This is a genomic window from Nonomuraea sp. NPDC003201 (genome assembly GCF_053590415.1).
Map to the genome: position 1 here is coordinate 1 of NZ_JBSFTC010000057.1, position 23,313 is coordinate 23,313.

The 23,313-nt window shown below is 70.5% G+C and carries 20 protein-coding genes; 8 read left to right on the plus strand and 12 right to left on the minus strand.

Annotated elements, in window-relative coordinates; translation table 11 throughout:
* Positions 1-497 precede the first annotated feature (497 nt).
* Positions 498-1,394, minus strand: a complete 897-nt coding sequence (locus ACWDX9_RS21670) for a zinc-binding dehydrogenase (RefSeq protein ID WP_449956668.1) — start codon at positions 1,392-1,394, stop codon at positions 498-500.
* Between the two features lie 132 nt (positions 1,395-1,526).
* Between ACWDX9_RS21670 and ACWDX9_RS21675 the strand changes: the two genes are divergently transcribed.
* Positions 1,527-2,123, plus strand: coding sequence for a TetR/AcrR family transcriptional regulator (locus ACWDX9_RS21675; RefSeq protein WP_449956671.1), 597 nt, complete (start codon positions 1,527-1,529; stop codon positions 2,121-2,123).
* Between the two features lie 929 nt (positions 2,124-3,052).
* Complete coding sequence (locus tag ACWDX9_RS21680) at positions 3,053-3,790, plus strand: phosphotransferase family protein (protein WP_449956674.1); 738 nt, start codon at positions 3,053-3,055, stop codon at positions 3,788-3,790.
* A gap of 84 nt (positions 3,791-3,874) precedes the next feature.
* On the opposite strand, the gene ACWDX9_RS21685 is transcribed toward ACWDX9_RS21680, so the two are convergent.
* Both ACWDX9_RS21685 and ACWDX9_RS21690 read right to left on the minus strand, forming a co-directional pair.
* Positions 3,875-5,401: an MDR family MFS transporter gene (locus ACWDX9_RS21685; RefSeq protein ID WP_449956676.1), complete on the minus strand. Its 1,527-nt coding sequence runs from the start codon at positions 5,399-5,401 to the stop codon at positions 3,875-3,877.
* Positions 5,402-5,407: 6 nt separating this feature from the next.
* Positions 5,408-6,001 (minus strand): NADPH-dependent FMN reductase, encoded by a 594-nt coding sequence (locus ACWDX9_RS21690; RefSeq protein WP_449956679.1) that lies wholly within the window; start codon positions 5,999-6,001, stop codon positions 5,408-5,410.
* 106 nt (positions 6,002-6,107) lie between these two features.
* Here ACWDX9_RS21690 and ACWDX9_RS21695 point away from each other — a divergent pair, with 106 nt between their 5' ends.
* A complete protein-coding gene (locus ACWDX9_RS21695) occupies positions 6,108-6,833 on the plus strand; it encodes a TetR/AcrR family transcriptional regulator C-terminal domain-containing protein (RefSeq protein WP_363983968.1) in 726 nt (241 codons plus the stop codon).
* 6 nt (positions 6,834-6,839) lie between these two features.
* Here ACWDX9_RS21695 and purM read toward each other — a convergent pair whose 3' ends face one another.
* From purM to ACWDX9_RS21715, 4 genes are all read right to left on the minus strand, one after another.
* A complete protein-coding gene (gene purM / locus ACWDX9_RS21700) occupies positions 6,840-7,865 on the minus strand; it encodes a phosphoribosylformylglycinamidine cyclo-ligase (protein WP_449956682.1) in 1,026 nt (341 codons plus the stop codon).
* Entirely contained in the window at positions 7,862-9,298 is a 1,437-nt protein-coding gene (gene purF / locus ACWDX9_RS21705) for an amidophosphoribosyltransferase (protein WP_449956684.1), read from the minus strand. The genes purM and purF overlap by 4 nt, the downstream gene beginning before the upstream one ends.
* 51 nt (positions 9,299-9,349) lie before the next feature.
* The gene (locus ACWDX9_RS21710; protein WP_364261094.1) at positions 9,350-10,096 is read right to left on the minus strand and encodes an SDR family NAD(P)-dependent oxidoreductase; all 747 of its coding nucleotides are present in this window, start codon (positions 10,094-10,096) and stop codon (positions 9,350-9,352) included.
* Between the two features lie 91 nt (positions 10,097-10,187).
* Entirely contained in the window at positions 10,188-10,595 is a 408-nt protein-coding gene (locus ACWDX9_RS21715) for a MarR family winged helix-turn-helix transcriptional regulator (RefSeq protein ID WP_449956688.1), read from the minus strand.
* Between the two features lie 138 nt (positions 10,596-10,733).
* Between ACWDX9_RS21715 and ACWDX9_RS21720 the strand changes: the two genes are divergently transcribed.
* Positions 10,734-11,729, plus strand: a complete 996-nt coding sequence (locus ACWDX9_RS21720; RefSeq protein ID WP_449956691.1) for a DUF4190 domain-containing protein — start codon at positions 10,734-10,736, stop codon at positions 11,727-11,729.
* On the opposite strand, the gene ACWDX9_RS21725 is transcribed toward ACWDX9_RS21720, so the two are convergent.
* Positions 11,726-12,172: a sterol carrier family protein gene (locus ACWDX9_RS21725; RefSeq protein ID WP_449956694.1), complete on the minus strand. Its 447-nt coding sequence runs from the start codon at positions 12,170-12,172 to the stop codon at positions 11,726-11,728. The two genes, ACWDX9_RS21720 and ACWDX9_RS21725, sit on opposite strands and share 4 nt — an antisense overlap.
* A gap of 114 nt (positions 12,173-12,286) precedes the next feature.
* Between ACWDX9_RS21725 and ACWDX9_RS21730 the strand changes: the two genes are divergently transcribed.
* Positions 12,287-14,350 carry a PhoX family protein gene (locus ACWDX9_RS21730; RefSeq protein WP_449956697.1) on the plus strand — a complete coding sequence of 688 codons (2,064 nt, stop codon included), beginning with the start codon at positions 12,287-12,289 and terminating at the stop codon, positions 14,348-14,350.
* A 35-nt stretch (positions 14,351-14,385) separates the two neighbouring features.
* Positions 14,386-16,260, plus strand: a complete 1,875-nt coding sequence (locus ACWDX9_RS21735) for an ABC transporter ATP-binding protein (RefSeq protein ID WP_449956699.1) — start codon at positions 14,386-14,388, stop codon at positions 16,258-16,260.
* Here the strand turns inward: ACWDX9_RS21735 and ACWDX9_RS21740 are convergent.
* A complete protein-coding gene (locus tag ACWDX9_RS21740) occupies positions 16,227-17,648 on the minus strand; it encodes an MFS transporter (RefSeq protein ID WP_449956702.1) in 1,422 nt (473 codons plus the stop codon). The two genes, ACWDX9_RS21735 and ACWDX9_RS21740, sit on opposite strands and share 34 nt — an antisense overlap.
* A gap of 67 nt (positions 17,649-17,715) precedes the next feature.
* Between ACWDX9_RS21740 and ACWDX9_RS21745 the strand changes: the two genes are divergently transcribed.
* Complete coding sequence (locus ACWDX9_RS21745) at positions 17,716-18,354, plus strand: TetR/AcrR family transcriptional regulator (protein WP_350737639.1); 639 nt, start codon at positions 17,716-17,718, stop codon at positions 18,352-18,354.
* A 10-nt stretch (positions 18,355-18,364) separates the two neighbouring features.
* Positions 18,365-19,111 (plus strand): methylenetetrahydrofolate reductase, encoded by a 747-nt coding sequence (locus ACWDX9_RS21750; protein ID WP_449956705.1) that lies wholly within the window; start codon positions 18,365-18,367, stop codon positions 19,109-19,111.
* On the opposite strand, the gene ACWDX9_RS21755 is transcribed toward ACWDX9_RS21750, so the two are convergent.
* From ACWDX9_RS21755 to ACWDX9_RS21765, 3 genes are read right to left on the minus strand one after another with little or no spacing between them, the layout of a single operon-like run.
* Positions 19,072-20,541, minus strand: coding sequence for an MFS transporter (locus tag ACWDX9_RS21755; RefSeq protein ID WP_355207748.1), 1,470 nt, complete (start codon positions 20,539-20,541; stop codon positions 19,072-19,074). The genes ACWDX9_RS21750 and ACWDX9_RS21755 overlap by 40 nt on opposite strands.
* A gap of 49 nt (positions 20,542-20,590) precedes the next feature.
* Positions 20,591-21,253 (minus strand): Crp/Fnr family transcriptional regulator, encoded by a 663-nt coding sequence (locus tag ACWDX9_RS21760; RefSeq protein ID WP_364261071.1) that lies wholly within the window; start codon positions 21,251-21,253, stop codon positions 20,591-20,593.
* A gap of 33 nt (positions 21,254-21,286) precedes the next feature.
* The gene (locus ACWDX9_RS21765) at positions 21,287-23,299 is read right to left on the minus strand and encodes an adenylate/guanylate cyclase domain-containing protein (protein ID WP_449956708.1); all 2,013 of its coding nucleotides are present in this window, start codon (positions 23,297-23,299) and stop codon (positions 21,287-21,289) included.
* Positions 23,300-23,313: the final 14 nt, after the last annotated feature.

A 23,313-nucleotide genomic window follows, 5' to 3' on the forward strand; every position in this document is an offset into this window, starting at 1 on the left:
CGCCCGCAAGAAACCCGGCGACCCGCCGCCCCCAGGCAAGATCGCTTACACCCTCACAATCACCACCAAAGCCCTTAACTAAGCGGCATTGGGGCGAGCCCCCTTTCGATCCCCCGAAGGCGCGGTCCTCGCTGACGCGCGGGCGTGCTGATGGGGGATCGGGGCTTCGCCCCGATCCCCGGCAGGCCGCCTCGCGCTCCCCCGGCTGTGGGCCGCGTTCCCCATGGGCATGTCGTCGGCCGTGAAGCGGGTTCGAAGGCGTGGCGATACGGGGACATAAAGCATCGTCGATCGTTCGTGCAGGCCAGGCGAAGTGAGAGGGCGTTGCGCGAGTTGATGTTCGCGATGCCGTAGTGTAATTGTGCGGATTTGTAGCGTTACCACCTGTCGGCAGGTGCACGTCCATGATCATTCAAGCGCGTGCCCGTCTGGTCGTCGGTCGCAGCCCGTCTTTGACCTCCATCAGCGTCGTACGGCACGGACGGAGGTTGAGCCGGCTACGTGAGATCGAGGACGGCTTTGCCGTGGAGGCGACGGTCGAGCAGAACCTTGACCGCCTCGGCGTGGCGAGTCCAGGGGCCGCGCCAGCTGATGCCCGGATCGAGGCTGCCTGCGGCGATCTCTCCGGCCAGCCAGGTCAGATCCGCAGAGAAGTCGGTGGTGGGGTCGCCGAAGAGGAAGAACGTGCGGATCGACCGGTCGTGCCGTCCCCCGGTGCCCAGCAGGGCATCCGGTGACAGCACCGCGTCGGCCTCGGAGGAGCGGCCTACGCTGATGAGGCTGCCGCCGGCCGACAGGGAGGCGAAGGCGTCGACGAGGTGATGTCCGCCGACGTTGTCAAGGACGGCCGACACGGGCTGCTGCACGGCGGCCGGCTCCGGGTGGACCTCGTGGGCGCCCAGGGCTCGCAGCCCGTCCGCCTGAGCGGTGCTCCGGCTGATGGCGACGACGTGCGCGCCGGCGCGGGCGGCCAACTGGACGGCGTAGCGGCCGACGCCGCCGGAAGCACCGGTGACCATCACGCGGCGACCGAGCAGCGATCCCATCCGACGTAGCGCGTGCAGGGCGCTCAGCCCGGCCACGGGAACGGTGCTCAACGCGCCGAGATCGGCGTCCCTTGGCGCGGTGCCGAGCAGGGCGGCGGGTACAGCCCGCAACTCGGCCCAGCCGGCCTCTCCTCCGAGGGTGACAACCCTCTCTCCCTCGGCCGGACCCGAACCGTCGGCGGCCGCCTGGACGACCACGCCGGCCGCGTCCCATCCGAGCACGGTGCCGTCCGGCATCTCCGGACGGACGGCCTCATGGACTTCACCGAAGTTCAGCGAGACCGCCTCGACCCGCACGAGCGCCTCGTGGGCGGCGGGTTGCGGGGCAGGGACATCCGTCAGTGACAAGTGTCCAGGTGAGGTGTGATCCACAACGAGTGCACGCACAGGAGGACTCCCTTTCCATAAAGTGCCATAGTGTGGCGTTTGCTCTAGTAGAGCATATGCGTGACTTCGGCGGTACTTGGTACAGTGATGGCGATGACGACCGTTGAACACCCTGTCACCCTGCGCGAACGCAAAAAGCTGCGTACTCGCCAGGCACTGATCGACACCGCCCTCACGCTCTTCGGCGAACGCGGATTCGACAACACTCCGCTGGACGCGCTGCTGGAGCAGGTGGAGGTGTCCCGGCGGACCTTCTTCCGCAACTTCCGCTCCAAGGAGGACGTGGCACTCACCGCCGTCAAGCAGCTCTGGGAGACCTACCTCGAAGTCTTGGACGGCATCGAGAAGTCCGGGCCGCTGGCCGATGTCTTCCTCGCCGCCATGCTGACCACCCTGGAGCGCATGGACGAGGACTGGTACCGGCGCTTCCCGCTCACGCTCCGGCTGATCGCCGACTCACCCGCACTCGACGGGCACACGCTGCGGCACTGCGCCGAAGTCCAAGCCGAGATCGCGTGCCGACTTGACGGACAGAACCGTCTCGAACTGCGGCTCCTCATCGAGTTCTTCGTGGCCACGTGGCGCTGCGCTCTGGACCAATGGCTGCCCGACTGCACACCGGGCGAACTGCCCGCGCTCTTGCGCCGGGCCTGCTCAACCATGAACTCCGCCCTCAGCCTGGAGGCATGAGCTCGTTCTGTGCCGCCCAGCCTCGAACAGGGCCAGGACGCCTGAAGGTGATCCATTTGCCGGTCGGTCTTATCCGACGAGCAGTGGGCGTTGATCGAGCCGCGCCGAGAAGGGCGTGCGCTGCGGCGGCCGGCTCCGGGCTCTGGCGGCCTGAGTCCTCACCCGCCCCGGTGATCATATCCGTTCACAGCACCAGCACTGTGAAATGTCCGGTGAATGTCCGGAGGCCGCCCTCGTCCAGGCCCTTTCCGGAGGCGAAACTGCAGTCAGCCCGGTTTTCGGGTCACCAGAAGCCGACATGCGTGTGCGCTGTTGGAACCGGAGAAGGAGACCACCATGCCTACGAAAATCATGCGCATAGGGAAAGTGGCCATCGCTACGGCCGCGACGGCCATAGCCATGACCGCACCTGCAGAAGCGCACACGTTAAGAGTGGGAAACACATGGGGCTTCGCGGAGATCAGTTCCAACCACGCGAACCTGAATGTCTGCAGGATTCTCGGGAGCTGGCCCGATTCAGACGTCTGGGGCACGGTAAGGTACAGCGGCGGCACTCTCATCCGTTATGACGCGCCCACTCTCAGCGGCCTGTGCTACAACCACTCCCTAAGGTCCAACCCCACCGATGTCAGGTTCTGTTGGCGGCCTTCAGGAACGAACAACCAATGCACGGGATGGAAGGCCGTCTGACCTCTCCCGCAGTTTCTGTCCCTCGGTCCAGAGCCTGCGGACTCGACCGGCTGTGCCACCTTGCCCCCCAATCGCCGGCCGAACACGATCAGCACCATTCAACTGGCAACGACGCCCCAGCACCTGGCGCTCATTACCGGTACTAGCTCGCGTGTTTCTGCTGTGCTAGTGGCGCCAGGGCATCGGACAAGAAGATAAACCCGGTGACGTCGGTGGTCATCCCCGCGATAATCGCCGACGTGGAGGAGGTCGAGGTCGTCGTCGCCCATAGCGAGCGAGCGACCCTGCGCGTCGGTGACGTGTTCCTGAAGATCGACACCGATCAGGTGCGCACTGACGTCGAGGTCGAGGCGATGGCCATGGCGCCGATCCCGACTCCGGAGGTCCTGTGGCGCAAGCCGCCCGTGCTCGCGCTCGCCGCCCTCCCAGGCACGGCACTCGGCCGCCTCGGCGAGCCGTCGACCGCGTCGTCGGCGGCGTGGGCGGCGGCGGGTGCCGCCGTACGGGTGCTGCACGACGCGCCACTGCCGCCATGGCCGGGTCGGAGCCTCGATGAGATCGCATCGCGCCTCGACGGCGAATGCGAGTGGCTCGTGGCGAACGGTGTCCTTCCCGCCGACCTGGTCACGCGTAACCGCCGGATCGCGGAGGCTGCGCTCCGGCCGTGGACGCCGGTGTTCACGCACGGCGACCTGCAGATCACTCACGTGTTCGTCGACGGTGACGAGATCACCGGCGTGATCGACTGGTCCGAGGCGAGCCAGGGCGATGCCCTGTTCGACCTCGCCATCTTGACGCTCGGACACGAGGAGCGCCTTGGCGACGTCGTCGCCGGCTACGGCGCCGACGTGGACCTCGATGTGATCCGCGCGTGGTGGTCGCTGCGAAGCCTGCTGGCGGTCCGCTGGCTGGTCGAGCACGGCTTCGACCCGTTCTCGCCAGGCTGCGAGGTCGACGTGCTGAGATCCCGGATGTGAGACTGCACGAGCCCGACGGTTGAGAAAGCGCCAATAGCCGCACCGAGACCGGTCCCGCTTCCTCCCACTGCGGGAATTTCCGGCTCAGGCTTTCCGGGGCAGGCCCGCCGGTTCGGAGTCGGGCTGGGGTGGGGTTTCGGTGCGGAGCGGGGTCTCGCGGATGAGCCAGGCGATCGCGAACGAGATCGCCGCGAGAGCCGCGGCGCCGATGAGGAGTGCGTGCAGGCCGCTGGTGACGGCCTCGCGGACGGCGTCGGCCACGGGGGCGGGCAGGCGGGGCAGCGATCCGGGTGTCAGCTCGCCGCTCCGCTCCAGCCGTTCGGCCTGGCCGGGGCCGAGGCGGGTGGTCAGGTGGGTGCGCATCCGGGCCGCGTACAGGGTGCCGAGCACGGCGATGCCCAGCGATCCGCCGACGGTGCGCAGCAGGGTGACGGTGCCGCTGGCGGCGCCCATGTCGCGCGGGTCGGCGCCGTTGATCGTGATGAGCGTGGTGCTCTGCATCACCAGGCCGATCCCCGTCCCGATGACGAGGGTGAGCGCCGAGGCGGCCGGCGCGGGGGTGGAGGCGTCGAGCAGGAGCAGGGCCAGGGATCCGGCGGTCATGAGCGCGCCGCCGAGGATCGGATAGCGGCGGTAGCGGCCGTCGCGGCTGATGAGCCGGCCGGTGACCAGTTGCGCGGCGAGCATGCCGAACATCAGCGGCAGCAGCAGCATGCCGGCCGCCGCGGGCGAGGCGCCCTGGACGAACTGCATGTACTGGGGCAGGTAGTTGGTCACGCTGACCATGGCAGCGCCGACGAGGAAGCTGAGGACCTGGGCCAGGGTGAAGCCGCGGTCGGTGAACAGCCGGGGCGGGATGACCGGTTCGGCGGCCCGGCGTTCGACGGCGACGAATCCGGCCAGGGTGAGCACGGAGAGCGCGCCCAGGGCGAGGACCTGGGGCGAGGTCCAGGCGTACGCGGTGCCCGCCCAGCCGGCCAGCAGGGTCAGGGCCACGATGGCGGTGGTGAGCAGGGCCGCGCCGCCGTAGTCGATGCGGGGCTTGACGCGTTCGGCGGGCGGGAGGTGGATCCGGGTGGAGATGATCAGCAGCGCCACGGCGCCGACGGGCAGGTTGACGTAGAAGGTCCAGCGCCAGCTCAGGTAGTCGGTGAGCAGGCCGCCGAGGAGCGGCCCGCCGACGTACGCGATCGGCATGATGACGCCGATCATCGACTGCAGCCGGCCGCTCTCACGGGGCGGTACGAGCACGCCGATGATGGCCAGCGCCCCGACCATGAGCCCACCCGCGCCGAGCCCCTGCACGGCGCGGAAGGCGATGAGCTGGCCCATGTCCTGCGACAGTCCGGCCAGTCCCGACCCGGCCAGGAAGAGCGCGATCGCGCCGATGAAGGTCGCCTTGCGGCCGAACAGGTCGCCGACCTTGCCCCAGATCGGGGTGGTGGCCGCGGCGGCGAGCATGTAGGCGGTCACGACCCAGGGCAGGCGGTCCAGGCCGCCGAGGTCGCCCGCGATCGTGGGCAGCGCGGTGCCCACGATCAGGCCGTCCAGCATGGCCAGGAACATGCCGAGCAGCAGGCCGAACACGCCGACGTAAAGAGATCGGGTCATGGCGCGTCACGCCGCGTACGGCCGGACGGCCTTGGCCTCGCGCAGGGCCTGCGCCCACCAGGCGAGCCGGTCCAGCATCACCTTGGCGGCGGGCTCGACGGCCGGGTCGACCGTCCTGCCCTCGCCGTCGAACTGCTCCCAGACGCGCTGGAAGCCGACCCCGTCGCGGATGGTGACCGCGTGCAGCTCGGCCAGGACCAGGCGCAGCTGCTCGACCGCGCGCAAACCGGCGGAGAAGGCGCCGTAGGAGACGAAGGCGACCGGCTTGGCGTGCCACTCGGGGCCGTGCCAGTCGATGGCGTTCTTCAGCGCGGCCGGGAAGCTGTGGTTGTACTCCGGCGTGACGATCACGAAGGCGTCGGCCGCCGCCATCCGCGGTGACACCGCGGCCAGCAGGTCTCTGGCCTCCTGGGAGGCCGGGGGCTCGCCGAGGACCGGGAAGACGGTCGGCAGCGGCGTCTCGACCAGGTCGATCAGGTCGGCTTCCATGTCGCCGCGCTGGCCGAGCAGGCCGACGATCCAGTTGCTCACGACCGTGCCGAGGCGGCCGTCGCGGGTGCTCCCGAGGATGACCGCGACCTTGAGCGGGCTGTCGTTCATGAGGACTCCATTTGTGTACGTCGTATCCAGCGAGATACAACGTACACACGCGAATGTACGTTGTCCACTTCGGATACGCTGTATCGGAACACGGAAGGGGAGCCACATGGCCGTCGAGAAAGACAAACCGCGCGAACCGCTCTGGGCGCGCCTGGAACGTCCGGCCCCCGCCCCGCGGCAGACCCTCTCGCCGCAGCGCATCGCCACGGCCGCGGTCGGGATCGCCGACGCCGAGGGCCTGGACGCGGTCACCATGCGCCGCCTGGCCACCGAGCTGGGCGTCGCGCCCATGGCGCCCTACCGGTACGTGTCAGGCAAGGACGAGCTGCTGGAGCTGATGGTCGACCACGTCTACGAGGAGCTGCGACTGCCCGAGGGACTCGGCTGGCGCGAGACGATGCGCGCGCTGGGGCACGGCACCCGCGAGATGATGCTGCGGCACCCGTGGCTGGCTCAGCTGTCCCCGCAGGCCATGCTCGCGCTCACCCCGCGCCGCATGGCCGTCACCGAACGCTCCCTGTCGGCCCTGGCCGGATCGGGGCTCGACCCCGACACCACGATGAGCGTGTTCCGCGCCGTGGACGCCTACGCCAACGGCGCCATGGCGTACGAGATCGCCGTGCAGAGCTTCATGGACCAGCAGGGCTGGGCCGACGGGGGCGAGCTGCGCAGTGAGCTCGCCCCGCAGATGACCTGGCACATCCAGACCGGGCGCTACCCCACCTTCGAGGGCTACCTGATGACGGCCACCCGCAAGGACGACGTGCTCTGGCGGTTCGAGACCGGCCTCGAGTACGTCCTCGACGGCATCGCCGCCAAGCTGGGGATCTGAGAACGGCTACCGGTAGCGGGCGCGGCCCTCGCCCGGCACCACTTCCCCGAGCACCCAGGCGTCCAGCCCGCGTGCCCCCAGCACCCTGACGGCCTCGTCCGCCGAGTCGGCGGCCACGATGGCCGCCATCCCGACGCCGAGGTTGAACGTGCGGTCCATATCCTTCTGGGCGATCTGCCCGTGCCCGGCGAGCACCCCGAAAACGGCGGGCGGCGTCCAGGAGGCCCGGTCCAGCACGGCGTCGAGATGGCCCGGCAGCGACCGTGACAGGTTGCCCTCGATGCCGCCGCCGGTGATGTGCGCGTAGGCGTGCACGTCGACGGTCCTGGCCAGCTCCAGGCAGTCGAGGGAGTAGATCCGGGTCGGCTCCAGCAGCTCCTCGCCCAGCGGCCGCCCCAGCTCGGGCAGGACGGCGTCGAGCGACAGGGAGGCCTCGCGGAGCACGTGGCGTACCAGGGAGTAGCCGTTGGAGTGGATCCCGGAGGACGCCAGCCCCAGCACCACGTCACCCGCCACGACCCGGGAGGATCCCAGCATGGCGGAGGCCTCGACGACGCCCGTCCCGGCGCCCGCCAGGTCGTACTCGTCCGGCCCCATGGCCCCGGGGTGCTCGGCCGTCTCGCCGCCCACCAGCGCGGCCCCGGCCAGGCGGCAGCCCTCGGCCACGCCGCCGACGATCTCGGCGACGCGCTCGGGCACCACCTTCCCGCAGGCGATGTAGTCGGTCATGAACAGCGGCTCGGCCCCGCACACCACCAGGTCGTCGAGGACCATGCCGACCAGGTCGATGCCGATGGTGTCGTGCTTGCCGTACCGCTGGGCGATCATGACCTTGGTGCCGACGCCGTCGGTCGAGGTGGCGAGCAGCGGCCGCTCGTAACGCAGGAGGGCCGAGGCGTCGAACAGCCCGGCGAACCCGCTGGCGTCGTCGACCACCTCGGGCCGCCGCGAGCGCGCCACCTTGCTCTTCATCAGGTCGACGGCACGCTCGCCCGCCTCGATGTCGACGCCCGCGGCCTCGTAAGTGCTCACGCTTTGCTCTCCAACACGAACTTGCCCACGTTGTCCTGGTCGATGGGGATCGGGTAGGAGCCGTCGAAGCAGGCCCTGCACAGGCGGTCGGCGGGGATGGTGGTGGCCTTGGTCAGGCCCTCCAGGGAGATGTAGCCGAGCGAGTCGGCGCCGAGCGAGGCGCGGATCTCCTCGACCGACAGCGACCCGGCGATCAGCTCGGCCCTGGTGGCGAAGTCGATGCCGTAGAAGCACGGCCAGGCCACGGGCGGCGAGGAGATGCGTACGTGCACCTCCTTGGCCCCGGCCTCGCGCAGCATCTTGACGATGGCCCGCTGGGTGTTGCCGCGCACGATCGAGTCGTCCACGACCACCAGCCGCTTGCCCGCGACCACCTCGCGCAGCGGGTTGAGCTTCAGCCGGATGCCGAGCTGGCGGATGGTCTGCGAGGGCTGGATGAACGTGCGGCCCACGTAGGAGTTCTTGACCAGGCCCTGCCCGTAGGGGATCCCGCTCTCCTCGGCGTAGCCGACGGCCGCCGGAGTGCCGGACTCGGGCGTGGGGATGACCAGGTCGGCCTCCACCGGGTGTTCGCGGGCCAGCACGCGGCCCACCTCGACCCTGGTGACCTGGACGCCGCGCCCGGCGATGGTGGTGTCGGGGCGGGCGAGGTAGACGTACTCGAAGAGGCAGCCCTTGGGCTCGGCCAGCGCGAAGCGGCGCGACCTGACGCCGCGCTCGTCGATGGTCAGCAGCTCGCCCGGCTCGATCTCGCGGACGAACGTGGCGCCCACGATGTCGAGCGCGGCCGTCTCGGAGGCCACCACCCAGCCGCGCTCCAGCCGGCCCAGGACCAGCGGGCGGATGCCCTGCGGGTCGCGGGCCGCGTAGAGCGTCTTCTCGTCCATGAACACCAGCGAGTAGGCGCCCTTGACCTGCGGGAGCAGCTCCGCCGCCGAGTCCTCGATGGTACGGGTGCGGTCCTGCGCGAGCAGCGTGGTCAGGACCTCGGTGTCGGTCGTCGCGCGGGTGGAGCCCGGAGCCAGGCGCTGGGCCAGCTCCGGGGTGTTGATCAGGTTGCCGTTGTGGGCGAGCGCGAGGCCGCCGACGTCGGTGGAGCTCAGCGTGGGCTGCGCGTTCTCCCACACGCTCGATCCGGTGGTGGAGTAGCGGCAGTGGCCGATGGCCAGGTGGCCGCGCAGGGTGCTGAGCACCGACTCGTCGAAGACCTGGGCGACCAGGCCCATGTCCTTGTAGACGAGAATGCGGCTGCCCTCGCTGACCGCGATGCCCGCGGACTCCTGGCCGCGGTGCTGCAACGCGTACAGCCCGTAGTAGGTGAGTTTGGAAACTTCCTCGCCTGGAGCCCAGACGCCGAAGACGCCACAGGCGTCTTTAGGCGCGCGGTCATCGAGGTCCAGGTCATGGCCGAGCCGGCCGTCGCCCTTCAGCACATGCCTCAGTTTAGGTCGGCCGCTTCTGTGCTCGCACACTCGGGGGCGATATCAGGCGACGTGGCTGGATCTGCCCGCATTTGAACCGTCCCGGATGATCTCTCCGGTGAGGTTTCGGTTCGCCGCGGATCCGAGGAAGAGGATCAGCGCGGCCAGGTCGTCCGCGGTGGACAGCCTGCGGGTGGGCGTGCGGGCCGCGATGGCGTCCAGCACCTCCTGCGACACCGGGCGTTCCCGCTCGGTCAGCGTGAGCCCGGCGACGGCCACGTTCACCAGGATGCCGTCCTTGCCGGCGTCCCAGGCCAGCGCGCGGGCCATGCCGTGCAGGGCCATCTTGGCGGTGCCGTACGCGCCCGGCCCCGGCAGCCCCTCCTCGCCCGCGCCCGACGAGACGAACACGATCCGTCCGAACCCCCTGTGCCGCATCCCCGGCAGCACGGCCTGCACGAGCAGGGCGTTGGCCACCACGTTGGCGTGCATGACCGCCGACCACTCGGCCGCGGGCACACCCTCGAAAGGCACGCTGTTGGGCATGATGGTGCCCCAGCGGACGGCGTTGGCCACCAGGGCGTCCACCTCGCCCGCCTGGGCGACCGCGGGCGCGATGGTCGCGTGGTCCTCCAGGTCCAGGTGTACGGCCGCGGCCTGGCCGCCCTCCTCCTCGATCCGCTTGACGACCCCGGCCGCCCGGTCCGCGCCCGTGTTGTAGGTGATCGTGACGCGCGCCCCGGCCTTGGCGTACGCGAGCGCGGTGGCGGCGCCGATGCCCGACGAGCCACCCGTGATCAGTACGTGCATGGAGACGATCCTCTCTAGTTAGCCGACTAATTAGCCAGCTAACTGGAGAGGCTGCCCTGGTCGCAAGGTGGTTTCGCTGAGAGTGAAACGACTAATGGGTGATGGCGCGTACGAGCCGGGCCAGCAGGGTGCGCTCCTCGGCGTCGAAGCCGCGCAGGAGCTCCTCGTCCAGCCGGTTCCAGATGTCCTCCACCGGCTGCTCCAGCGCCTTGCCCGCGTCCGTGAGGTAGACGCGGGTCACCCGCGCCCGGCCGGGGTCGGGCGCGCGGCGGACGAGCCCGGCGCGCTCCAGGCGCTGGAGGGTCTTCGTGACGGTGGGCGGCTCGACGCCGAGCCTGGTGATGAGCTCGCCCTGGCAGAGGCCGTCCTGCCGCCACAGCTGGTTGAGCAGCAGCTCCTGCCCGGCGTGCAGCCCGAGCGGGCCCAGCTCGGCGGCCAACTGGTTGCGGTGCGCCTTCATGACCTTGATCAGCGCGTACGTCAGGGTCTCCTCCAGCATGCACCCATCTTGCCCGCCGCCTGCGGTTTTGGCGCATGGTGACCCAAGTATCGGAAGCCTTTTACCGTGTCGCGTGGTTTAGCCGACCCTCTCCGCGAAAGGGTGAAGTGTCCGGCAATTGAGCCGTCGGGGAGACGCATGACCACACCTGAGGACCCGAACGAGCCCCGCCCGGGCCAGGGCCCGCGCGAAGGTCGTCCGGAAGAGGAAGAGCCCGGCCGGCACGCGCCTGAGTGGTGGCGCGACGGCGAGCCGGAGGAGGAGCGGCGGGAGCCCGCCCAGGAGGGCGAGGAGCCGATCGCTCCCGTGCCGCCTGTGGTGCCCCCGCCCGACGTGCCGCCCACGCACGAGCCCAGGCCGGGCGGCGAGCCGACCCATCCCGACCTGCCCACCTCACCCGAGACCCCGCCGCCCACGGGAGGCGACGCCGAGCAGGCCCAGCGCGGTGCCGAGGAGGCCCAGCCCCCGCCGCCCACCGGGGGCGACGCTGAAGAGACCCAGGTCCTGCCGCCGGCGGAGGGCGACGCCGAGGCGACCCAGGCGTACCAGATCCCCGGGGCCACCCCGACCTACCCGGGCTGGGGGGCCGCCCAGGGGGAGCCGCCGGCCAGGCCGGCGCCGTCCCGCTACGAACAGGACGACCAGCGGCCCTACCCGCCCCCGCCGCCGGACCAGGGGCCGCCCGGCGGCGGCACCCCGGGCGGGTACGCCGCCCCGCCACCGGGCCAGGAGCCGACCGTCCCCGGCACGACGCCGTCCAGCCCGTACGGCGGCCCGCCCGGCTACGGCCCGCCGCCCTACGGCGTCTCCTACCAGCAGGCCCAGCCGGGCAGCGGTCTGGCCACGGCGTCGCTGGTGCTGGGCGTGGCCAGCCCCTTTCTGGTCTTCGTCTGCTTCACGGGCCTGATCACCGCCATCCTGTCGATCGTCTTCGGCTGCGTGGCGCTCGCCAAGCGCGCCGGCAAGGGCCGCGCGATCGCCGGTATCGTGATCAGCGGGCTCTCGCTGGTGCTCTTCGCGATCGTGGCGCTCTGGTTCTGGCACGTGGTGCAGGAGTGCGCGCACCTGCCCAGCCCGCTCGTGGACAAGTGCGTCCAGGACAAGTTCCCCTGGATGAGCGGCACCCGCGGCTAGGAAGGCTGGAGCGGCAGGTGCTCTGACAGGTCCGCCCGCGACCCGCTGGCGGACACCAGGTTCTTCGCCATCGCCTCCGCCCAGGTGAGGCGGCCCAGGGCCAGCTCCATCCAGGTGCGGCCGTCCATCTCGACCACGTTCGGCGGCGTGCCCCGGGTGTGGCGGGGGCCCTCGACGGCCTGGACGGCGGCGTACGGCGGCACGCGCACCTCCACGGTCCTGCCGGGCGCGGCGGTCGCCAGCCGGTCGAGCAGGTGGCGCACCGCCTGCCTGGCCGCGGCGCGCTCGGGCTCGAGCCCCCGGTCGTAGGCGGCCAGCACGGCGGCCACGAGCGCGTCGGGCAGTGACGACGCGGGACCGTCGTAGGCGGGCTCGTCGAGGGCGACGAGCTGGGCGTCGAGCGCCGCCCTCAGCTTCTCTTGATCCAGTTTGCGTGGTGGCACCCCACCATTGTCTCCCTGGCAGCGTTCATCGAGACGGAGGTCATCGTTCACCTCCGGTTTTGACAACGGCCGTAGCCTCCCCGCCGTACAACCGCGCACAAATATGGAGGATCTGTGGCGAACCGGAACGCGGGCGGGCGGCTGCTGCCGCTGATTTCCACCCCGCACAAGGGCGGTCGCTCCGCGATGACGTGTCAGTTCCGCTGCGGGAACGCGTGCGCGCATGACGTGGCGAACACCAGTGGCAACGCTTATTTCGGCGATGTGGTGAAGGAGGCGCTGTCACGCCGCGGCGTGCTGCGCGCCGGCGCGCTCGGCGCCCTCGTGGCGGGCGCGGGGATCGCGGGGGCCGTGCCGGCCATGGCCGACGACCCCGAGGCGCAGGCCGCTGAGCTCGCCCGGGGCGGGAATTCCGGCGACCTCCGGTTCACCCCGGTCGCGCCGAACAAGGACGACAAGCTGACCATCCCCGATGGCTACCGCTCGTCCGTGGTCGTGCGCTGGGGCGACCCCGTGCTGCCCGACGCCCCCGCTTTCGACTTCAACAACCAGAGCGCGGACGCGCAGGCCAAGCAGTTCGGCTACAACTGCGACTACGTCATGCTCCTGCCGATGGGCCGTGACCGCGCCCTGCTGTGGGTGAACCACGAGTACACCAACGAGGCCCTGATGTTCCGCGGTTACACCGGCGGCGCCGCCGCGACCGAGGAGCAGATCAAGATCGCGCTGGCCGCGCACGGCGGCTCGGTCGTGGAGATCGAGCGGGCCGGCGCGGGCGAGTGGAAGCTGGTCACCAAGGGCCGCCGCCGCTACAACCGCCGCATCACCGCCCAGACCACGATGAAGTTCTCCGGCCCCGCGGCCGGCAGCGACCTGCTCAAGACGGCCGCCGACCCCGAGGGGCGCACCCCCGTCGGCATGCTGAACAACTGCTCGGGCGGCACCACCCCCTGGGGCACCGTGCTGACCGCCGAGGAGAACTTCGACCAGTACTTCGTCAACGGCGACAAGGTGCCCGCGGCGCAGAAGCCGTACATCACCCGCTACACCATCACCACCGGCACCCCGTCGGGCAGCCGCCGGTTCGACCGGGTGGAGGAGCGCTTCGACCTGGCCAAGCACCCGCAGGAGGCCAACCGGTTCGGCTGGATCGTGGAGATCGACCCGTTCGACCCCGACTCCACGCCGATCAAGCGGACCGCGCTCGGGCGCTTCAAGCACGAGGCCGCCAACACCACGCTGGCCCGCGACGGCCGCCTGGTCGTGTACATGGGTGACGACTCGCGCTCCGAGTACATCTACAAGTTCGTCTCCAAGAACCGCTACATCCCCGGCTTCGACCGGCACAACCGGACGCTGCTGGACGAGGGCACCCTGTACGTGGCCAAGTTCACCGGCGACAGCCCCGCCTCCGAGATCGACGGGAGCGGCAAGCTGCCCTCCGACGGCGAGTTCGACGGCTCGGGCGAGTGGATCCCGCTGGTCTCGGGCGACAAGTCGTACGTGGACGGCATGACCGCCGTCGAGGTCCTGGTCTACACCCGCCTGGCCGCCGACAAGGTGGGCGCGACCAAGATGGACCGCCCGGAGGACATGGAGCGCAACCCGGTCACCGGCGCCGTGTACGTGGCGCTCACCAACAACACCAACCGCACCGCGGCCCAGGTGGACGAGGCCAACCCGCGCCCCTCGAACAAGCACGGCCACATCCTGGAGATCGTCGAGCGGCGCGACGACGCGGGCGAGAAGACGTTCGCGTGGTCGCTCCCGCTGGTCTGCGGCGACCCGAACGACCCCGGCACCTACTTCGCCGGCTACGACAAGACCAAGGTCTCGCCGATCTCGTGCCCGGACAACGTGGCGTTCGACCGTGACGGCAACCTGTGGATCGCCACGGACGGCAACCAGCTGGGCAGCAACGACGGCATGTTCGTGATGCCCGTGCGCGGCAAGGAGCGCGGCCACCTGCGCCAGTTCCTCACCGTCCCGTTCGGCGCGGAGACCTGCGGCCCGCTGGTGACCGCGGACCAGCGCAGCGTCTTCGTCGCGGTGCAGCACCCCGGCGAGACCGACGGCGCGAACCCCGACAACCCCAGCAGCCACTGGCCCGACGGCGACCAGCCGCGTCCGTCGGTCGCGGTGGTCTGGCACGGCCAGGGCAAGAAGATCGGCGCTTGACCTCAAGTTAACTTGAGGCAATACCGTTCCATGCCATGAGCATGGAGATGACCGCCTGGCACCAGCTGTACTCGATGAACAACCAGAAGGAGCGTCGCCCTGTCTCCAGGGCGACGCTCCGGCGTATCGGCGGGTTCGCGCGCCCGCACCGGCGGAAATTGACGCTGTTCCTGGTGCTCAGCGTGGTGATGGCTGGCCTGGCGGTGGGGTCCCCGCTGCTCGCGGGCCGGGTGGTGGACGCCATCTTCAACAGCGAGCCGCTCGACGTGGTCGTGGTGGTGGCGCTCGCGATCGCGGGCCTGGCCCTCGCGGAGGCGGGGCTCGGGCTGCTCAACCGGTGGTTGTCCGCGGGCCTGGGCGAGGACCTGATCCTCGACCTGCGTACGGCCGTCTTCGACCACGTGCAGAAGATGCCCGTCGCGTTCTTCATGAGGACGCGCACCGGCGCGCTGGTCAGCCGCCTGAACAACGACGTGATCGGGGCGCAGCGGGCGTTCACCGACACCCTGTCCGGCGTGGCGGGCAACGTCGTGACGCTCGTGCTGACGCTCATCGCCATGATCGGCATCTCCTGGCAGATCACGCTGCTCGCGCTCCTGCTGCTCCCGGTCTTCGTGCTGCCCGCCCGGCGGATGGGCTCCCGGATCGCCAGGCTGCGGCGCGAGGCGGCCGACCACAACGCGGCCATGGGCACGCAGATGACCGAGCGCTTCTCGGCGCCCGGCGCGACGCTGGTCAAGCTGTTCGGCCGGCCCGCGCACGAATCGGCCGAGTTCGCCCACCGGGCCAGGCGGGTGCGCGACATCGGCGTGCGCTCCGCCATGACCCAGTCGGCCTTCGTCACCGCGCTGACGCTGGTCTCGGCGCTGGCCCTGGCGCTCGTGTACGGCCTCGGCGGCTTCTACGCCCTGCGCGACCAGCTCGCGCCCGGCGCGCTCGTGTCGATGGCCATGCTGCTCACCCGCCTGTACGCGCCCCTGACCGCACTCGCCAGCGCCCGCGTGGACGTCATGAGCGCGGTCGTCAGCTTCGAGCGCGTCTTCGAGGTGCTCGACCTCGAACCGCTCATCAAGGAGAAGCCCGACGCCCGCGAGGTCCCGGAGGGCCCGGTCTCCGTCGAGTTCGACGACGTCCGCTTCGCCTACCCCTCGGCCGACAAGGTCTCGCTCGCCTCGCTGGAGGAGGTCGCCACGCTCGACTCGCGCGGCGGCGTCGAGGTGCTGCACGGCGTCTCGTTCCGGGCCGAACCCGGCCAGATGGTGGCGCTGGTCGGCTCGTCCGGCGCGGGCAAGTCCACGATCGCCCAGCTCCTGCCCAGGCTGTACGACGTCGACTCCGGCGCCGTCCGGCTCGGCGGCGTGGACGTACGCGACCTGACCGCCGACTCGCTGCGCGACACGCTCGGCATGGTCACCCAGGACGGCCACCTCTTCCACGAAACGATCAGGGCGAACCTGCTGCTGGCCAGGCCCGAGGCGAGCGAGGACGACATCTGGGACGCCCTCACCAGGGCCAGGCTGGCCACCCTGATCGAGTCGCTGCCCGACGGGCTCGACACGGTCGTGGGGGAGCGCGGCTACCGCCTGTCGGGCGGCGAGCGCCAGCGGCTGACGATCGCCCGGCTGCTGCTGGCCAGGCCCCGGGTGGTCATCCTGGACGAGGCCACGGCGGCGCTCGACTCCACCTCCGAGGCGGCCGTGCAGGCAGCGCTCGGGGAGGCGCTCGAAGGCAGGACCGCCGTGGTGATCGCGCACCGGCTCTCCACGATCCGCGCCGCCGACCTCATCCTCGTGATCGAGGACGGGCTCGTGGTCGAGCGGGGCACGCACGCCGACCTGCTCGCCGCCGAGGGCCGCTACGAGGAGCTCTACCGCACTCAGTTCGACGAGCCGACGGTGGCCATGGCCTGAGGTTCGTCGTCGCGCCGGGTCTCGCGACGGGCCTGCAGCGAGTAGAGGGCGACCGGGATCGCCGCCAGCACCACGACGGCCGCGATGACCAGCGTGAACTGGTACGCGTCCAGGAAGGCGAGCAGCGGCGCCCGGTCGCTGCCGCTCTGCCTGGCGCTCAGGATCGCCCCCAGCACGGTGATGCCGAGCAGCCCGAACACCTCGCGTGACACGTTCAGGACGCCCGAGGCCACGCCCGACCTGCCCTGGGGCATGCCGCCGAGGATCGCGGCCGTCAGGGGCACGAGCATGCCGCCGCCCAGCCCGTACAGCAGGAACCAGGGGGCCACGTCGGTGTAGTCGGCGCCGGCGCCCACGCCGGAGAGCAGGTAGATCGCCGTGCCCATGAGCGCCATCCCCAGCGCCACCGTGCGGCCGATGCCGATGCGCGCGCTGATCCGCTGCGACAGGATCGCGATCACGGCCATGACCAGGGCCATCGGCACGAACGACGCGCCCGCCTGGGTGGGGGAGAAGCCGAGCACGTTCTGCAGCCACAGGGCGCTGAAGAAGTAGATCCCGAACACGCCGAACGACCAGATGCCGCTGGTGAGCAGCCCGCCGCTGAACACCCTGGACCTGAAGAGCGAGATCGCGATCATCGGCTCGGCGGCCCGCGCCTCGACCAGCACGAACGCCACGGCCGCCGCCGCGAACACGCCGAACGCGGTCAGGATCTCCGGCGAGGTCCACCCGGCGCTCGCACCCTCGATGAGCGCATATGTCAGAGCGAACAGGGCGAGGGCGGAAGTGGCCAGCCCGGGCAGGTCGATCCGGTGCCGCACGCGGGTGAACGCGGGCCTGACCGCCCACATCCCCAGGCCGAACGTCACCACGCCGATCGGCACGTTGATCAGGTAGATCCAGCCCCAGTGCAGGTTCTGGCTGATGAAGCCGCCCGTGATCGGCCCGAGCGCCATGGAGAGCGCCCCCGCGGCGCTCCAGATGCCCACGGCCCTGCCGCGCTCGCCGGCGTCGGGGAAGATCTGGCTGATCAGCGTGAGCGCGGTGGGCGTGAGCAGCGCCGCCCCCACCCCTTGCACGGCCCGCGCGGCGATCAGCGCCGCGCCGGACGTGGCCAGCCCGGCCGCCAGCGAGGCCAGCGTGAAGACCGCCAGCCCGCCGAGGAACACCCTGCGGGCCCCGAACACGTCCGCCAGCCGGCCGCCGACCAGCATCAGCCCGGCGAAGACCAGGATGTACGAGCTCACGATCCATTCGAGACCCGAGATCGTCAGCCCGAGCTCCCGCTGGATCGTCGGCAACGCGACATTGCCGACGTTGTTGTCCAAGTAAGTCATGAATGTGCCCAAGGTCACCGCGACCAACGCCCACCACCGCACGGACATCTCCTCCTATACGCCGTACTTGTACGTCGTATAGTTGAACTTGTACGGCGTATAGTTGTCAACCGTGATGGGAAAACTGACCGCGCAGGCGATCGCGGAGCGGGCGCTGGAGATCGGTGACGCCGAAGGGCTCGACACCGTGACGATCCGGCGCCTGGCCACGGACCTGGGCGTGACCCCGATGGCCCTCTACTGGCACTACAAGAACAAGGACCAGCTGCTCGTCGGCATGGCCGACCACCTGATCGGCGGCTTCGCGCCCAAGCAGGCCGACGAGCGCCCGTGGCAGGAGCAGTTCCGCGACCTGATCGAGGGGCTGATCAGGACGCTGCGCGCGCATCCCTGCGCCAAGAGCGTGATCGAGCAGATCGACCCCGTCGAGGTGCCGAACTTCCTGGCCGTCTGGGACCAGGCGCTCGGCCTGGCCCGCAGCGCCGGGTTCGGCGTCGACGAGAGCTGCCTGATCAGCAAATATCTGCTGCAGAGCGCCATCGCCATCGCCGACGCCCCCGTGCACGTCAAGACCGTCAACCCGGATGCGCTCAGGACCAAGCTGGCGGGCCTGCGGTCGCTGCCCGAGGAGACGTACCCGCACCTGGTCGAGATGGCCTCACCGCTGGTGAGGGGGACGGAGCCGGGGTTGTACGACACGTTCGGCGTCGATCTGGTGCTCAGCGGCATAGAGGCGCTCGCGCCCAAAGGTTAGAGTCTCGATCATGCCCTTTGAGCTGATCTGCGAGATCGAACCTCCCACCAAGCCCGATCTGAAGCACGTCAGGCACCAGATCGGCACCATGAGCAAGATCGCCCACTCGTTCCTCATCCCCGACAACCACATCGGGCGCGCGACGGTGTCGAGCGTGGCGGTGGCGCACGAGGTCGAGGCCATGGGCGGGCGCGGCATCGCCTGCCTCAACTCGCGCGACCGCAACCTGCTGGGCTTCCGCCGTGACCTGCTCACGGCGGCGGCCTACGGGGTGGACCAGTTCCTGTTCGTATATGGGGACAAGCCCACGAGCGGCAACCGGACCAGCGACCTCACCGTGCGCTCGATGATCGAGGAGGCCCGGGAGTTCTCGCCGGGCATGCGGCTGGGCGCGGCGGCCTCGATGCGCTCGCTGCCCGCGTGGAAGCGCGCGGCCGACTTCCTGTTCCTTCAGGTCGGCTTCTCGCTGGAGGCGCAGCTGCGCTGGCGCGAGACCCACCCGGTGGACGTGCCGGTCTACGCGGGCGTCATGGTCCTGGCCAGCGAGCGCCACGCCAGGATGCTGACCGCCGCCATCCCCGACATCGACCTGCCGGAGGACCTGATCGCGAAGGTGGCCGCGGACCGCATGGCCGGCGTCGAGGCGGCCTGCGAGCAGGTGCTCGCCCTGCGCGACTCGGGCGCCTTCGACGGCGTCCACCTCATCCCGGTCTCCCGCTACCGCGACGTGGAGTCCAGGCTCGCCACCGCCCTCTGAGGACGCGCCAGGGCCGCGAGCAGCGCGCCCGTGAGGGCCACGGCGAAGAGCGCGGCGTACGCGCGCTGGAAGCCGTCCATGAGCTGTCCCACCGCCACCGGCGACAGCCTGGACAGCGTGCCCGCGTACACCTGGGCCCGCAGCCCGGGCCCCACGGAGGCGGTCAGGACGCTGAGCGACAGGCCGACGCTGATCACGATGCCGACGTTCATGATCATGACGCGGAACCCGTTGACCACGCCCAGGCTGCCGGTCGGCAGCGCCCGCATGACCTGGGTGGTGTTGCCGGTCAGGAACGTTCCGCTGCCGCAGCCGGCCACGAACAGGCCGATCCCGATCACCCAGTACGGCGTGGCGGGATCGGCGGTCAGCATCAGCGTCCCGAGCCCGAGAGCGCTGAGCACCGCCCCGCCGATGGACAGCGCGTACGGCGACACCCGCCGCCCCAGCAGGCCCACGATCGGCGAGGCCAGCCCGATCCCGACGGGCACCGGCAGCACGCTCAGCCCCGCCGTGAACGCGTCGACCCCCCTGGCCGCCTGGAAGTACAGCGCCACCACCAGGATCAGCGCAGAGCGGGCCAGGGCGTTGCAGAACGAGGCCAGATTCGCGTAGGCCAGCAGCCGCCCGCCGAACAGCCGCAGGTCCAGCACCGGGTTCGAGGAGCGCCGCTCGGCCAGCGCGATCAGCGGCAGCAGCACCAGGAAGACCGCCGCACCCGTCAGCACCACGGGGCTGGTCAGCCCCGCCGAGCCCGTCTCCGACAGCGCCAGCAGCACCGCCGTCAGCGCCGCGAACACCAGCACGTTGCCCAGCGCGTCCACGGGCTCCTTCGGCCGCCTGGGCATCCTGCGCAGGATCACCGCCCCCACGGTCAGCGCGGCCAGCCCGGCGGGCACGTTCACCCAGAAGATCCACTGCCAGCCCGCGGTCTCCGCGATCAGCCCGCCCAGCGTGGGCCCGGCCAGCTGCGCCACCGACAGCGTGCCGATGTAGACGCCCATGCCCTGGCTCAGCCGGTCCGGCGGGAACGCGTCCGTGATGATCACCGTGCCGTTCGCCAGGATCATCGCCGCCCCGATCGCCTGCAGCACCCGCATCGCGATCAGGAACCACACGCTCGGCGACAGCCCGGCCAGCAGCGAGGCCACCGTGAAGATCGCGAACCCCGTCAGGTAGACCTCCCGCCTGCCCAGCAGGTCCGCCACCCGGCCGAAGAAGACCAGGCTCGCGGTGTTCACCAGCAGGAACGCCAGGAGGATCCACCCCGACTCCAGGGCGTTGGCGTGGAAGTGCCGCACGACCGTCGGGAGCGCGACGTTGAGCGTGCTGCCGGCGATGCCGATGAGGACCAGCCCCAGGCTGGTGACCGCGCAGACCTGCCAGGCGTAGCGTAAGCGGCTGGCGTCGTGAGGAATGACCGCGACCATGCCCTCCACTATGACGTACGGCGTACGTACCGGATCTGGCGGGCGGGATCTAGCGGGCCCTCTTGCGCAGGCCGTCGAGGTCGTGGATGACCACGCGCCGCCGCCCGGTCTCGATGAGCCCCCGGTCGCGCAGCGTGCGCAGCGCCTTGCTGACCGCCTCGCGGGAGGCGCCCGTCCAGCCGGCCAGCTCGTCCTGCGACAGGGGCAGCGCCACGCGCACCCCGCTGTTGGTCTTCTCGCCGTAGCGGTCGGCGAGTTCCAGCAGGCGCGTCGCGACCCGGCCCGTGGTGTCGAACGCGCCGTACTCGATGCGTTTCCTGTCCGCGTCCCGCAGCCTGCCGGTGACGAGCTGCATGAGCAGCACGGCGATGCGCCCGTGGGACTCCAGGAACGAGGAGAAGTCCCGCACCACGATGCCCGAGATCGGCTCCAGCGCGGTCACCGTGGCCGAGCGGGGCGATCCGTCGATGGCCGACATCTCCCCGAGCAGCGCGCCGGGGCCGCGCACGGCCAGCACCACCTCGGTGCCGGCGCTCGTGTGCGACGAGCACTTGACCCGGCCATCCGTCAGCACGAGGACCCAGTCGGACGTGTCGCCCTCGTTGATCACGGTCGTGCCGCGATCCCAGCGTCGCGGGCGACCGGCCGCGCGCAGGGCCGCGACCTCCTCCTCGGTGAGCATGGACAGAAACTCGCCGGACTCTGGCTCCATGCGCCCGATTATGGCGGTACGGGAGTCACCCTTCTATTGCAAATCAGTCAGAACATACGCATTGACGAGCTCTTCCTTGCCCTTGAGGTTGAGCGGGCCCAGAGGGTTCACCGACGCGCCACGTCCCAGTTGCCGGAGCGTCGTCTCGCCGATGACGACCGTGCCCGGCTCGGCGATGCCCTCGAGCCTGGCGGCCACGTTCACGCAGTCGCCCATCGCGTTGAAGCCGCGCAGCTCCGGGCTGCCGATGTTGCCGACCAGCGCGGGGCCGGTGTTGACGCCCACCCTGAACGTCGGCCACGGGACGTCGTCCACCCGCTTCCACGCCATCTCCTCGGCCACCTCGGCGGCGGCCCGCTGCATCTCCAGCGCGGCCTTGCAGGCGGCCCGCGCGTGGCCCGCCTGGGCTGCGGGCGCGTTGAACAGGGCCAGCAGCGCGTCGCCGACGAACTGCACGATCGTGCCGCCGTTGTTGAGGATGCAGGGGACGGCGGCCGTGTGGTAGCGGTTGAGCATCTCGACGATCTCGCCCGGCGTGACCTTCTCGGAGAACGTCGTGAAGCCCTTGAGGTCGGCGAAGAGCGCGGTCAGCTCCTTCAGCTCGCCGCCCAGCGCGGCCTGCGCCGGGTCGGCCAGCAGGGCGTTGGCCACGTCGGGCGACATGTACTGCCGGAAGAGCGTGTCGAGCTCCTGGTAGAGGCGGGCGTTCTCCAGGGAGATCGACAGCTGCCCGGCCAGCGTGGCGGCCAGCGCCTCGTCCTGCTGGGTGCGCCCGACGGGCACCTCCAGCACGCCCGCCAGGTGGCCCTTGACCGTCAGGGGGAAGGCCAGCAGGTTGTCGCGCCTGATGGGCTCGTTGTCGGCGAACTCGTACTCGCGCGAGCCGATCTCCGTCCTGCCCTCCGCGACCAGGCCGATCTTCACGTCGCCGTACGCCTGCCGCACCCGGTCCAGGGCCGTGGCCAGGAGCTGGTCCTCGGGCAGGCCCACCCGGGTCTGGGCGCTCACGGCCACCATGGCGGACAGCCGCCCGGACAGCTCGCGCTCGTTGGCCAGCGCCTCGCCCGCCCGGTCGAGCACCGCGACCTGGCTCTCGTTCAGCCGGAACTTGCCCGACAGCCGGGCCGCGGCCAGCGGCTCGCCCCGCCGTACGTGCTCGACCAGCTCCTCAAGGGCCTTGTCGTAGTCCTGCTGGATGCGCCGCACGGTCGCCGCCAGCGTCACCGAGTCGAACAGGCCCGCGCTCGACCCCTCCCGCCTGAACTGCAGGTAGGCGCTGTACGCCACGAAGACGAAGGCCAGCGTGAGCAGCAGGTGCCACTCCCACCAGGACAGATGCCAGTTGAGCTGCGACATCCCGGCGACCATGGCCTCGGCCAGCAGCGCGTACGCCGTGATCAGGCTGATCAGCATGGCCGACGGGCGCTTGCGGTGCAGCAGGAACATCATCACGCTCGCCGCGCCGTACAGCAGGACGCCGGGGATCGACGCCCAGGCCAGCCAGTCGACCGGGGACGCCAGCGGCGGCTCGCTGAGCCGCGTCAGCCCCGGGACCAGCGACGTGACGCCCCAGATGAGCATGAAGCCGAACAGCACCGCGCGGATGAAGTGCTGGGCGTCCAGGACCTTCCTGGCCGCCGCGTCGCCCAGCGGCAGCGCCGAGGCGAACGCGAACGCCGCCGCGACGGAGAGCCCCACCTGCTGGCCCACGTCGAAGCCCAGCGAGCCGATCGGCAGGATGATCTGCGGCGTGGCCAGGCCGTGCATGAAGAAGAAGCCGGCGCTGCTCAGGAAGACCATGGACACGAGGAACAGCCGGGCGTCCTGGCGGCGCCGCGACGCCTCGCTGATCATCACTCCGAGGACCACGTTGATCCCGGCCACCGTGATGATCATCCAGAAGTGGCTGAGGTTGTGGTGCCACATGATGTTGACCTGGGGCTGGGCCAGCAGCAGCCAGAGCCCCAGCAGTGGCAGTACCAGGTGGATCCCCCAGACCACGCCGCGTACGGGCTGGGTGGCCGGAGGCAGGTAGGGGGTTGACACAGACCCGATTATCC

Bases quoted from the DNA above. Each gene is read 5' to 3' on its own strand.
- ACWDX9_RS21675 (WP_449956671.1), top strand. From the start codon at position 1,527: ATGACGACCGTTGAACACCCTGTCACCCTGCGCGAACGCAAAAAGCTG.
- ACWDX9_RS21685 (WP_449956676.1), bottom strand. From the start codon at position 5,401: ATGACCCGATCTCTTTACGTCGGCGTGTTCGGCCTGCTGCTCGGCATG.
- ACWDX9_RS21690 (WP_449956679.1), bottom strand. From the start codon at position 6,001: ATGAACGACAGCCCGCTCAAGGTCGCGGTCATCCTCGGGAGCACCCGC.
- ACWDX9_RS21695 (WP_363983968.1), top strand. From the start codon at position 6,108: ATGGCCGTCGAGAAAGACAAACCGCGCGAACCGCTCTGGGCGCGCCTG.
- ACWDX9_RS21710 (WP_364261094.1), bottom strand. From the start codon at position 10,096: ATGCACGTACTGATCACGGGTGGCTCGTCGGGCATCGGCGCCGCCACC.
- ACWDX9_RS21715 (WP_449956688.1), bottom strand. From the start codon at position 10,595: ATGCTGGAGGAGACCCTGACGTACGCGCTGATCAAGGTCATGAAGGCG.
- ACWDX9_RS21720 (WP_449956691.1), top strand. From the start codon at position 10,734: ATGACCACACCTGAGGACCCGAACGAGCCCCGCCCGGGCCAGGGCCCG.
- ACWDX9_RS21735 (WP_449956699.1), top strand. From the start codon at position 14,386: ATGAGCATGGAGATGACCGCCTGGCACCAGCTGTACTCGATGAACAAC.
- ACWDX9_RS21740 (WP_449956702.1), bottom strand. From the start codon at position 17,648: ATGTCCGTGCGGTGGTGGGCGTTGGTCGCGGTGACCTTGGGCACATTC.
- ACWDX9_RS21745 (WP_350737639.1), top strand. From the start codon at position 17,716: ATGGGAAAACTGACCGCGCAGGCGATCGCGGAGCGGGCGCTGGAGATC.
- ACWDX9_RS21750 (WP_449956705.1), top strand. From the start codon at position 18,365: ATGCCCTTTGAGCTGATCTGCGAGATCGAACCTCCCACCAAGCCCGAT.
- ACWDX9_RS21755 (WP_355207748.1), bottom strand. From the start codon at position 20,541: ATGGTCGCGGTCATTCCTCACGACGCCAGCCGCTTACGCTACGCCTGG.
- ACWDX9_RS21760 (WP_364261071.1), bottom strand. From the start codon at position 21,253: ATGGAGCCAGAGTCCGGCGAGTTTCTGTCCATGCTCACCGAGGAGGAG.